Origin of the sequence: Lysinibacillus sp. AR18-8, from assembly GCF_001705465.1 — a bacterium.
Taxonomy (GTDB): Bacteria; Bacillota; Bacilli; order Bacillales_A; family Planococcaceae; genus Lysinibacillus; species Lysinibacillus capsici.
The window spans coordinates 1-11,886 of the sequence record NZ_MDGU01000017.1; the positions used below are offsets into that span (position 1 = coordinate 1).

Here is an 11,886-nt window from a genome sequence, read left to right on the forward strand (position 1 = left end):
CACATGACTGAGGTAGGATAGTGACTGTCGGGCGATAGGTTGCAGGGGCGCACGGGGACAAGAGAGAGCAGCTCGCGTAAGATCGTCGGCAGCGTCAGATGTGTATAAGAGACAGATAATTAGGACTTGACTTTCTATCATGCAAAAAAAGAAGGCTATCCGCCAGAATCCTCTTTTTATCCGTCACATTTTGAATTTTATCCGCCAGTTATCCGCCTAAACAAAGAAAAATCAACCCACCTCTTAAAAGGTAGGTTGATTTTTTACATGGTTATTTCTGCTGGATACCCTGTACTAATTTTTCTTGAATCCGCAAGTATTGGGCAATTTCCTCATCATCTAATACTTCAAAAAGCTGTACAAAGACCTCTTTTCCGATAGATTGAGCCTTTGCTAAAGCACTTTGACCCTCGTCTGTAATTTGTAAGCGAATGGTGCGACGGTCGGATGGATCATATAGTCTTTCTGCTAATCCAAGCTTGACCAGCTTTTCGGCAATGCTCGTCATAGCACCTTTTGTATAGCCGATTGTCTCAGCTAATTCGGCTTGTTTTTGAGGGCCTTTGACATGTAGCTCATTTAAAACTAAAATTGGTGAAATTCCTAAAGGATATGGGAACGCTTTTGTAAAACGTATAATATTCGCATTGTTCACCTGTTCAATCATATGAATCAGTTTAAAAATATTTGTCTGTTTCAAAAAAATCCTCCTCAAACGCTGAGAATTAATGAAGCATTAGTGAGCCTCCATCCACCATAATCGTTTGACCTGTAATGTATTGAGAATCGTCAGAAGCTAAGAAAACAGCTACTCGACCAATATCTTGCTCAATATCACCAAAACGGCCTAACGGGATTTTACTTCTCACCGCTTCATAATACTCTGGCTGTGCTTTTGCCCATGCTTGTACACCTGGTGAATCAGCAAGCGGACTAATGATATTGACATTAATACCAAAACGTCCCCATTCATTTGCGGCAACACGGGAAATACCACGAATGGCTTCCTTGGCAGCGGCATAAGCAGCCTGTGTTTCATGACCTTGAATGCCTGCTCCAGATGCAAAGTTAATAATATTACCCTTAGTTTCTTTTAAATGCGGTAGGGCTGCTTGCATTAAATAGAAGGTTGGATAAAAGCCTGTTCCAAATGACAAATCAAGATCTGCTTGTGTAGTTTCTTCTATTGTAACTTGTTTAGCAGCATGAGCGTTATTAACTAGCACATCTAGTTTACCGTATTTTTCTACGACTGTATCAATAATTTTTGGTAATTGGTCGCGTTCCATTAGATTAGCCTGTAAAAACATAGACTTCGGAGACATTTCTTGTAATTCTTTTGCCATTGCCTCGCCTGCTTCTGCATTTAAGTCAACAATTGTAACAATCGCCCCTTCCTTTACCATAGCTTTTGCCATTCCACTACCAATACCACCTGCACCACCAGTAATGATGACCACTTTGTTTTGTAGTTTACCCATTGCAACAACATCTCCTTCTTGTTTATCTGTTAATAGTTTAACATTAAACTATTTAATTTTAAACTAAATTGTTTCCGATAAAAGAGCCTATTCTGGAGAAGGGTTCATCCAAAATAAGCTTTTTTAAAATTGATCTTTCTACATGATTGTGCCGATTCTCTTTTCCAGCGCTCTATTTCTGATTTGATATTACCCCAAATATAGACCCTTTAATGTAGGTTTGTCCTTGTAAAGACTGCAATTGCTCTGGAGTACCAGTTACTACAGCCCCACTTATTTTCACATCACTTTTCTCCAGGGTGCCATTTTCCCCTACTAAAGCTTGATAAACCTGGTTTGTTTCCCACTCAAAGTTCTTGCTTTTACGCAGAAGCTCAATGTTTCGAATAAAGGTCTCAACCTCATCGTTTGAAGAGCGTCGAGGTTTTGGTTTGGATTGCTCTGATTGAAAGCCATAAATGTATGGATCATTGGCTGAAATAGTATTCTGTCCTTGCTTAAAAAAATCTAGTGTATCATCTGTATAGGCATCCACCCACCACCAATCTACTTGTACTTCAGAAGGTAGCTTTCTTTTAATTTCACCAAAATCATAGGCTTCATTAAAAGAAATAGCTATTTCTACTAAAGTATTTTTCTCCAATTGATGCAGTTCACTAACATTATTTTGATAATGGTCGTAGGAAATCCTTGGATGATAAAAAAACATTTCTCGGTCACCTGTGTAGTCATTAAACCGTTCGAATTGATATGTTTCGGCCAGTGATTCTGAACCTTCTATTTGGATGGGGCTAGAAATGGCCGTTCGTGTAAGCGTTCCAAATAAATTATAATCGCTTTTGATAGGCTGCCAAATATATGGCCGATGCTGATCTCCAAGCACCTTATAGGTTGTTGTTGTTATTTTCCCTCCCAGCAAATGATCGTCATAAACCTGATTACTAATTTGGACATTGGGCCCACTTATTTCGTTAAATAAATGAATATCATCCATTACTTTTTGTGCACTATTTAACGATAAAGCCCTCAGCCCATACCATAATGCTATTAGCACAATTGGTGTAACGACCAATGTAATCCCAATCATTTTGACTGTTGACCAAAACCTTGCCTTTCTCATTATTTTTTTCGTTTGTCTATCATCAAACAAAAATTCATTTTCTTCATTATTCATCATGAATATCCTCCTTAAATCGTTCAGTAAATTCTTCCCTAGCACGTCTGACATGCGTTTTTAGTGTGTTTTCATTCTTATTCATCAAGGCTGAAATTTCCTTATACGATAATCCCAGCTCATATTTCAGGATTAATAATTCCTGATGCAAAATGGATAGCGTTTCCAGTGTGTTCTGTATGTCCTTTAATTTTTCTTTCTTTAGCATCTGGATCTCAGGAATATGAATGAATGAAGTCAATTGAACTTCCTCTAATTCTGTTGTTGGATGACGCGTTTCTTTTCTCTTGAGATCATAAAATTGATTGGTTGCTACACGATATAACCAACTCATTACTTTGTCTGACTGAATTCCATTTTTATGTAATAAAAATTTATAACATGTATCTTGGACGATATCTTCTGCATCCTCATGGGCTAATCCACGTTTTCTCAAATAACGATATAGCAGCGTTCCTGCTTGCTGTAGAAACGCATTCATTGATTGCTTTACCATGTCCACCCCCCTTCTGCCTATACAACGCAGAACTCCATGAAAAGTTTACATACTACAAAAAGTTCTCATTAAATATTTTAGTTTAGTGAAAACCAACAACATTTATTTTCAAATACATACAAGCATCTTTTTAATTTGACAAGAATATACTGTAGCAGCTAGCTAAAATCACTTTCAAGAAAGGAGTTGTGGATAATGGGTGCTAAATGGATAAAGGTTTCAGTCTTTTATTTATTAATTGTTTTTGCTTTTGGCCTGTTTATGCATTATACGGTTCAACTTCAATGGAAAGCGACACATGCTCATATTGGTGTGGTAGGTTGGCTGACTACTGGATTCATTGGTTTAATTTATTCGACTTATAAAAATGCTGCGGAGACAGGTCTCGCCAAAGCACAGTTCTGGCTTTACAATCTCGGTTTACCCTTCCTTTTTGTTGGCATGATGATGGTGTATTGGGATGTACCACGCTGGTTATTTGAGCTTTTCGTGTCTGGTGGTGGAATTGCTGTAGCGCTGTCTGTCCTGTTATTCTTTATCAATGTCTTCAAATATGTAAGATAAATAGAAAAGCCCCGCTTCACAGTTGAAGTGGGGCTTTTAAGCTATTATTGTAAGGAGTTCGCCTGCATTTGATACATCTTGTCATAAATTCCGCCAAGCGCTAGCAGTTCATCATGCGTGCCGTTTTCTACAATTTTTCCTCGATCAAGCACAAGAATACGATCTGCATTTTTAATGGTAGAAAGTCGATGGGCAATAATAAACGTTGTTCGTCCTTTTTTCAGGACATCCATCGCATGCTGAATAATTTCTTCCGTTTCCGTATCAATATTCGATGTCGCTTCATCCAATATTAAAATTGCTGGATCAAACGCCAGGGCGCGTGCAAACGAAATCAACTGACGTTGTCCTGAAGATAATGTGCTGCCCTTCTCAATAACTGGTTCCTCATAGCCATTTGGTAAATTAGCTAAAACACGTTCTCCCCCTACAGCATTTAAGGAAGCTTCTATTTTCTCGTGAGAGATGCGCGGGTTATTTAAGCTAACATTGGATGCAATCGTACCCGTAAATAAGTAAGGGTCCTGTAGCACAATACCCATATGTTCACGCATCGTTTGACGTGGAACAGAAGTAATATCAATGCCATCAATGGTTATTTTGCCTTTTGATGGGTCGTAGAAGCGGAACAACAAGTTCATAATGGAACTTTTCCCTGAACCTGTATGACCAACTAAGGCTATTGTTTCACCTTGATGTGCTTCAAATGACAGGTTTTTCAGCACATATTCATTATCTTTATAGGCAAAGGAAACATCTTCGAAAACCACATTTCCTTTATATCGTGGGATGCTCTTTTCAGAAACAGGCTCACCATTCGTATCTAGCACCTCAAAGACACGTTTACCTGCAATGAGTGAACGCTCAAGCTGTGAAAACTGGTTCACAATATTCGTGATCGGATTAAATAGCTTTGTTAAGTAATCAACAAATGCATACAATGTCCCTGCTGTAATCACTTCAGTTGCTGTGAATGAGCGTGTACCAAAGTAGAAAATAAAGACCGTAAACATGATAAGTCTTAGCGTATTCACAAGGTTAAAGGATGTAGCTGAATCAAGCACCAGCAGCTTACGTTCATACGCATAATGCTCATTATTCATGTCATCAAATTCCTTCGTCATTTGCTGCTCACGACGGAACGCCTGAATAATTGTCATGCCCTGAATGGATTCATTAATCATGGCATTAATATCTGCAATTTTTGTACGAATGACATCGTTATATTTAGAGGCAAATTTTCGATATAAAATCATCCACACATAAACAATTGGAATCATGGTTAAAGCAAGCATTGCCATTTTCCAATTTAAAATAAAGAGCGCTATATACACCCCGAAAATAGAAATGAAGCTCGCCACAAAATTGGATAGTACCTGTACATATAAATTCCGAACTGCCTCTGTATCGTTTGTTACACGAGCAACAATTTTACCCGCTGGTAAATTGTCAAAGTATTGGATCGGTAAAGTTTGAATATGTTCAAAGACATCTTTACGTAATTTTTGGATGACACGGTTTGCCCCAATTTGCAAATAAATATACATAAAATAACGTAATATGGCTGTTGCAATGGCTAAAAGTAAATAAACAATGAGCAACCATGTAATCGGTTTGATTTCTATATGACCGATTGTCATGTAATTATCAATAATATGTTTCGCAATAAACGGTCCAACAAGCTCCGTGAATACGGCAATTGTTAGGAAGAATAAGCCTAATAGTATCGGCTTTTTAAAATACATCGCATAGCGTATTAAACGTTGACTCGTAGTCATGAGGCACCTCCTTCTAGCTGCTGACGGTCAAATTGCTCTTTATACCATCCTTGTTGCGCAAGAAGTTCCTCATGTGTTCCCTGCTCTACAATTTGCCCATCATCCAGTACGATGATGACATCGGCATGCTGAATACCAGACAAGCGATGTGTCGTAATAATCGTCGTTTTACCTTGACGTTCACGCTGAATATTTTCAATAATTCTTGCCTCTGTCTTCGCGTCGACAGCGGAGAGCGAATCATCCAGCATTAAAATTTCAGGATCTTTAATTAAAGCACGTGCAATAGACACACGTTGTTTTTGACCCCCTGAAAGAGAGACACCCTTTTCTCCAACAAGTGTTTCAAGACCCATTGGTAGATTGTCTAAATCCTTTTCAAAATACGCGGCACGTATCGCCTGCTGCAACTCTGCTTGTGTTGCATCTTCTTTCCCAAATAATATATTTTCACGAATAGTTCGTGAGAATAACACATGATCTTGTGGCACATAACCAAGCCAATCGAGGATCTGCTCCTTCGTTTGAGCGGTAATATCGATACCGTCAATGGAAAGCTGTCCCTGACCGATTGGGTATTCTCGCAATAATTGGCGTAGGAAGGTTGTTTTACCTGCTCCCGTTTTGCCAACAATGCCAAGCGTTTGGCCTTTTTTCAAGGAAAGTGAAATCTGCTGTAGGTTTTTCACCTGACTCATCGGATATTGGAATGTTAAGGCATCAAAGCCAATCGCATTTGGTGTCGCAATCATTTGTGGATTCGGAATATTTTGAACATCCGCCTCGTAGTTCAAGGTTTCCTGCACGCGATCTAATGAGGCATTCCCCTGCTGCATAACATTGATGAGCTCACCAATCGCAAATATTGGCCAAACAGCCAAACCTAAATAAACATTAAACGTGACCAGTTGTCCAACCGTCATCGCCTCAGTTGCCACTAAATGAGCCCCGTAACCAAGTGCTACAACATAGCTAATGCCTGTTCCGACTTTTGTAATCGGGCCAAATAAAGCATTGATTTTCGCTGTATGAATATTTTTCGCATACACAACTTCACTCATATCTGCAAAATTAGCCTCATCCTTTTTTTCCTGCACATAGGCACGCACCACTCGCACTCCTGCTACAGATTCTAGCACACTATCATTTAGTTCCCCAAAAGCATCTTGTGCCTTCATATATCGCTCATGAACAATTTTCCCTAAATATTGAATGAGGATCGCCATAATAGGAACCGGTAACATAGCAAAAAATGTAAGCTTCCACGAAATCATATAGCCCATCGCAAAAATGATAAAGCCCATATAAATCGTTGAATCAATCAACGTCATAATGCCAAAACCTGCTGTCGTGGATACGGCATTCAAGTCATTTGTTGCACGAGCCATCAGGTCACCGGTACGGTTTTTTTCATAAAATGTTGGGGTCATACGTAAAAAATGCTGCATTAAATTACGACGTAAAATTTTCTCAAGGTTGATAGCTCCTTCAAATAGTCGGAATTGCCACACAAAATTTAATAAATAGCCCCCAATAATAATCCCAATAAAAATCAAGACATATTTTGTTAAAATAGCTGGTGTCATTTCTCCTGCAGTCAATAGATCTATAATAGAACCGAGTAAATAGGGAGGGACAACCTCTAATCCACTGGCAACCATTAGTAGAACAATGGCCACTGTATATTGCTTCCAGTATTTTTTAAAGAACCAGCCTAATTTACTTAACACATCAAACATACATCATAACCTTCTTTCCTCCGTGCTGTTGTGGATGACTACCCACTTTCTAGAAATTCCTTTTTGAAAATCATTCTTCTAACTGTTTTTGTCATATACATACACTCCTTTTTTGTTTGCACTACAACCTTTTTTGCACAAAAAAAGACACATACCCTAAAAGAGTAAGTGTCTCTTATAAAAGGCAGGATAATTCCATACCTAGTTCTGCAATAGTAAATAAAGCGTTAGGCACGGACAATGTATGTAACTGTGATTGAATTTGATACTGATAAAATTAACATTGTCATGCCCTCCTTTAGCTTATTTGTTATAGTGTTCTTGAAGATTATCACACTATAGAAATATTTGTCAACTATCACCCTGTTATTTTTTATCATTTTCAGGAAATAGTTAGCGCTTTAAAGCATTGAAATGCTCTAAGGAATCAAAGGGAGAACATGCTTAAAATTACAGTGTTGTCTATAACCTTACAATAATTCTACGGCACAAACATTAACCTAAAGACTGAAATACACGACTAGTGATTTTGATACCCAGTAGTAGACAATAGAATATTCTTTTTGCGTCTGTTGCACTCCTTCAATATGCTTATCTCATCATCTTTATTTAGTTAATTATTATTTAGTTATTTATTATTTAGTTATTTATTATTTAGTTATTTATTATTTAGTTATTTATTATTTAGTTATTTATTATTTAGTAGTGTCGGGATTTCCGTTTATGGATTAGCCGTCACCGGGTTTTCCGTCAACGGCTTCACATAAGAGGGACAAAGAATTGTCCTTATAATAAAAGATATTTCATTTTCCACATATAATATTTCGAAATATTATTTCATGCGCATCTATAACTTTCTATACACTATATACATTTTAACAATCGATTTTGGGACATAACTTGAATTGAAATATTTCTAAAATTTTTGTCTCATGATACACTTTCATTATAGTCATTTTCAGTAAGGGGTTTTTATGTTGAGGTCATTTCTAGCCGTGGGAATTGGTGGAATTCTTGGTGCCATCTGTCGATATAATCTGAGTCTCGCCGTTCCCAATACAGAAATATTTCCATTCACAACACTGTTTATTAATTTACTGGGCTGCTTTTGCTTAGCATGGCTTTTTACTTCATTTATAAAACGCACACCTATTGTACTAGGAGTAGGTACAGGGTTTTGTGGAGCTTTTACTACCTTTTCGACATTTTCCTTAGAGACACTATTACTCCTAGAAAATAGCGAGTGGCTACAGGCTGTACTCTATGTTACAGTGAGTGTTTTAGGTGGATTAGCTTGCACATGGCTGGGAATACGACTTGCAAGGGGGCGTATTGCATGATTTTAGTTGGAATTGGTGGATTTTTTGGCGCTCTTTCTAGATTTTATTTAGGAAAATTACTTGTACATCCCTATCCATGGGCGACTTTTATTATTAATTGTACAGGCTCCTTTGCGCTTGGTTTCTTATTTGCCCTACATCTTAGTGATTGGTTATGGCAATTAATTGGCATAGGTTTTTTAGGAGCCTACACAACTTTTTCTACTTTTGGATTTGAATGTCTACAGCTTATAGAACAACAAAAATGGAGACAAGCCATTAGCTATATTGCCAGTACCTTGCTAATTGGCGTACTTTGTGCAGCTATTGGTTATCTAGTCGTATAAAAGAGGGTGAACTAGTGACACAGCCGTCAAAAGAGTTATTGGAGGAATTAGAAGTTGAAATAGAGCAAACGCTCTATGCATTGATTGACCTAGAATTAGAGGAAAATTACGCTACCATGAATACACAATTTGCGCAATTACTTGCCAAGGTTCAGACAGCCCAGTTAATTAATTACAAGCTGGATGTTCTCGTTGAACCTCAAGCTTTTGCAACTGAAACTTGTATTCTTTTACAGAGCCTCATAGAAGCAAAGGCGAGACCAAATAAAAGGCATAAACTGTTAACACATCGCATGATTTTGAAGATATGGTTACGAAAAAATCAACGATTCATGAGGGAATTTCTACCTCAAATGTTTTAGGCGCCACTTGAAATTGCAAGGGCGCCTTTTTTAAATTTGAAGTTTTTGCAACACTTCTTTTATTTTCCCCCTCACTGTCAGATCAAATGGGGTTGTCTGCTGTGAAATATCCATATTAACATACACGGTTTTTCCTGTTGTCATCATAGGTAGTTGGTTGACGGGATATACCTCAAGACTCGTTCCAATGACAAGGACAAGTTCAGCTGTTTTAATTGCCTCCATTGAACAGTGCCAGCTTGCTTGTGGTAGGCTTTCTCCGAAGAGCACAACATTTGGACGAAGTTTCCCACCACAATGAGCGCAACTAGCCTTATTCAAGAAGCTTGCCATGACAGCCGCCTGCTGGCAACGATGACAACGAATAGACCGGATCGAACCATGTAACTCCTCGACGGATTGACTTCCTGCCAATTGGTGAAAACCATCCACATTTTGAGTAGCGATTAGAGACACTAAACCTCTTCGTTCCCAATCAGCTAATATATGATGTCCCTCATGGGGAGCCACCTTTTCTAGGTTTTCGATACGTGTTTTATAAAATTCATGAAATAATGAGTAATGATCTGTTAATGCTTCCGTTGTCGCGACAGTTCTTGGATCCATTTGTTTCCACCAACCAGATGCTGAACGGAAATCAGGAACTCCACTTTCCGTTGACATGCCCGCTCCTGTTAGAATCACTGTATTATTTGAGGATAGTAACCACTCACGTAAACGTTCTATTGTCATTTTCCCCCCTCCTTTTTTCGAATTAAAACTACCTTCACCTATTTCGACAATCAGCCTATTTTTCCTCTGCGTTCTTATAGGAATGTTTAAAAGGAAGCTTCCATTTTAATTTATTATTCACCGATAACATGCGAATCACTACTATAAAAATAACAATGACTGACAATTCAAGCGGGCTGTCCCACCCTAACCATATACAAAGGGCACATACAAATGTTAGGACAGCATGGATTTCTTCTCTTAATGCAAGCGGTGTTCTACCAGCTAACAAATCTCGAACCATGCCTCCACCAACACCAGTAAACATCGACGCTATAATAATGATACCTAGGTCGTGATGTAAGCTTTTTGCTAACAATCCGCCTTGTATTGCGAAAGAAGCTAGGCCAATTGAATCAAAGAAATAACCCCAGCGGTTCCAATGATGAATCCAGTTCCTTTTGACAAATAAAATGGTCGTCAGCGTGACTAAAACGACTAATAAGGATTGCCGTTCCCTTATATCTGACACAGGGATACCCAGTACAACATTGCGGATAATGGAACCACCATAAGACGTTGTCAGACCAAGCACAAATATGCCAATAAAAGAATAGTTGGCCTGTAACGCAACAAATGCTCCACTAATGGCGTAGGCAATAATGCCAATGATATGTAATACTGACCATGTCACATCATCCATCTCCTTTTTACTATACAAAAAAGCCCACCATAAAATAGTTGCGCATTGAGTACGCAAGCTATTTTATGGTGGGCTAATATCCTAGCAGTAGTACCTACTAATTTATCCATCTCACCATGTATCCTAAAAGAATATAGCTGCTGTGCCATACTAATTGACACAACGACCATAAAATTTCCTAGTTAGAATTGTAATTGATTTTTTTATTAAACTCAATATGAATTTTTGATTATAGCGTTTCATACATGACTTGGCCCATTAAAGAGATGTCATAATCTCCTAATGCAGCTACTTCAGATTGGAAATCAGGTGTATTTAAAATCTCCTTCACCATATCGATGAGCGGTTGATTTTCTGGTGTTTTTAATAACACAATATCGTAACGTTCAGTGACCATTGGTATAAAATCGACCTGAATAAGCTTGGCGATTTTTTCAATTCCAATCCCAACATCTGCACGTCCATTGGCAACTGCAGAGGCGACATCGAGGTGGCTCATTTCTTCATGGGTATAGCCTGAAATCGTGGATGGAGCGATACCGTGAATGCGCAATTGCTCATCTAACAGAGTACGAGCACCTGAGCCTTTCTCACGGTTGATGAATGTGAATGTCTTTGTTTGGAAATCTTCAAATGTGCGTATCTCCAGCGGATTCCCCTTTTGAACATAGAAACCTGCTTTACGTGATACAACATTGATGAGAACAAAGGCATGGCTGACAAAGATTTTTTTTACATAAGGAGTATTATAATCTCCTGTATCCCCATCAAACATATGTAAACTCGCAATATCACAGTCTCCGTGATACAACGCCATTACACCATTAAAACTACCTTCATGTGAGCGTAATACTTTCGTAGATCGTCGTTTCTCGATATATTTTGCTAAAATATCTAATACTAAATCTTGCCCACTCACTATAATTTTCGCATGATTTTTAGTCGGAGTGGCTATGGAAGCCTGTGCCACAGCTGGCATACTACCTGTTTTTCGTTTTTGTATATAGGTTTGCAAGTCAGCACGATCTACCCGCATTTGCCGTCCTACGCGGAAAACTGGCAAATCACCCTTTTTCACTAAATCATAAATTGTTAATTTTGAAACCTTTAATAATTGTGCAACCTCTTCAATCGTATAGGATTGTTCTTGTGACATGTAAAAGTTCTCCTCCTATAAGCCTCTATTTTACATGGTAACGTATTTATAGCCTT

Annotated in this window: 13 protein-coding genes; 4 read left to right on the forward strand and 9 right to left on the reverse strand. The window is 38.3% G+C overall.

Annotation, left to right across the window (positions count from 1 at the left end):
* Positions 1 to 271 precede the first annotated feature (271 nt).
* From BFM98_RS14455 to BFM98_RS14470, 4 genes are all read right to left on the reverse strand, one after another.
* Positions 272 to 700, reverse strand: a complete 429-nt coding sequence (locus BFM98_RS14455; protein ID WP_004230567.1) for a MarR family winged helix-turn-helix transcriptional regulator — start codon at positions 698 to 700, stop codon at positions 272 to 274.
* Between the two features lie 25 nt (positions 701 to 725).
* Entirely contained in the window at positions 726 to 1,481 is a 756-nt protein-coding gene (locus BFM98_RS14460; RefSeq protein ID WP_036077242.1) for an SDR family NAD(P)-dependent oxidoreductase, read from the reverse strand.
* 172 nt (positions 1,482 to 1,653) lie between these two features.
* Complete coding sequence (locus BFM98_RS14465) at positions 1,654 to 2,655, reverse strand: anti sigma factor C-terminal domain-containing protein (protein ID WP_066037798.1); 1,002 nt, start codon at positions 2,653 to 2,655, stop codon at positions 1,654 to 1,656.
* Positions 2,648 to 3,151 carry an RNA polymerase sigma factor gene (locus tag BFM98_RS14470; RefSeq protein ID WP_066037741.1) on the reverse strand — a complete coding sequence of 168 codons (504 nt, stop codon included), beginning with the start codon at positions 3,149 to 3,151 and terminating at the stop codon, positions 2,648 to 2,650. The genes BFM98_RS14465 and BFM98_RS14470 overlap by 8 nt, the downstream gene beginning before the upstream one ends.
* A gap of 195 nt (positions 3,152 to 3,346) precedes the next feature.
* Between BFM98_RS14470 and BFM98_RS14475 the strand changes: the two genes are divergently transcribed.
* Positions 3,347 to 3,715 (forward strand): hypothetical protein, encoded by a 369-nt coding sequence (locus BFM98_RS14475; RefSeq protein WP_048392470.1) that lies wholly within the window; start codon positions 3,347 to 3,349, stop codon positions 3,713 to 3,715.
* A gap of 44 nt (positions 3,716 to 3,759) precedes the next feature.
* On the opposite strand, the gene BFM98_RS14480 is transcribed toward BFM98_RS14475, so the two are convergent.
* Together BFM98_RS14480 and BFM98_RS14485 are read right to left on the reverse strand one after the other, a co-directional pair.
* On the reverse strand, positions 3,760 to 5,493 hold the full coding sequence (locus tag BFM98_RS14480; protein ID WP_066037742.1) for an ABC transporter ATP-binding protein: 1,734 nt from the start codon (positions 5,491 to 5,493) through the stop codon (positions 3,760 to 3,762).
* Complete coding sequence (locus BFM98_RS14485) at positions 5,490 to 7,232, reverse strand: ABC transporter ATP-binding protein (RefSeq protein WP_066037743.1); 1,743 nt, start codon at positions 7,230 to 7,232, stop codon at positions 5,490 to 5,492. Before BFM98_RS14485 ends, BFM98_RS14480 begins: the two co-directional genes overlap by 4 nt.
* A 974-nt stretch (positions 7,233 to 8,206) precedes the next feature.
* On the opposite strand from BFM98_RS14485, the gene crcB (BFM98_RS14490) reads away from it, so the two are divergent.
* Genes crcB (BFM98_RS14490) through BFM98_RS14500 form a run of 3 tightly spaced genes read left to right on the forward strand, consistent with a single transcriptional unit; the run spans position 8,207 to position 9,260 of the window.
* On the forward strand, positions 8,207 to 8,572 hold the full coding sequence (gene crcB, locus BFM98_RS14490) for a fluoride efflux transporter CrcB (RefSeq protein WP_066037744.1): 366 nt from the start codon (positions 8,207 to 8,209) through the stop codon (positions 8,570 to 8,572).
* Positions 8,569 to 8,898 carry a fluoride efflux transporter CrcB gene (crcB, locus tag BFM98_RS14495; protein WP_066037745.1) on the forward strand — a complete coding sequence of 110 codons (330 nt, stop codon included), beginning with the start codon at positions 8,569 to 8,571 and terminating at the stop codon, positions 8,896 to 8,898. The genes crcB (BFM98_RS14490) and crcB (BFM98_RS14495) overlap by 4 nt, the downstream gene beginning before the upstream one ends.
* A 14-nt stretch (positions 8,899 to 8,912) precedes the next feature.
* Complete coding sequence (locus BFM98_RS14500; RefSeq protein ID WP_048392463.1) at positions 8,913 to 9,260, forward strand: hypothetical protein; 348 nt, start codon at positions 8,913 to 8,915, stop codon at positions 9,258 to 9,260.
* 30 nt (positions 9,261 to 9,290) lie between these two features.
* Here BFM98_RS14500 and BFM98_RS14505 read toward each other — a convergent pair whose 3' ends face one another.
* From BFM98_RS14505 to BFM98_RS14520, 3 genes are all read right to left on the reverse strand, one after another.
* Entirely contained in the window at positions 9,291 to 9,992 is a 702-nt protein-coding gene (locus BFM98_RS14505; RefSeq protein WP_066037746.1) for an SIR2 family NAD-dependent protein deacylase, read from the reverse strand.
* Between the two features lie 55 nt (positions 9,993 to 10,047).
* Positions 10,048 to 10,674, reverse strand: coding sequence for a trimeric intracellular cation channel family protein (locus BFM98_RS14510; RefSeq protein WP_254660044.1), 627 nt, complete (start codon positions 10,672 to 10,674; stop codon positions 10,048 to 10,050).
* Between the two features lie 229 nt (positions 10,675 to 10,903).
* Positions 10,904 to 11,830, reverse strand: a complete 927-nt coding sequence (locus BFM98_RS14520) for a helix-turn-helix transcriptional regulator (protein WP_066037749.1) — start codon at positions 11,828 to 11,830, stop codon at positions 10,904 to 10,906.
* Positions 11,831 to 11,886 lie beyond the last annotated feature (56 nt).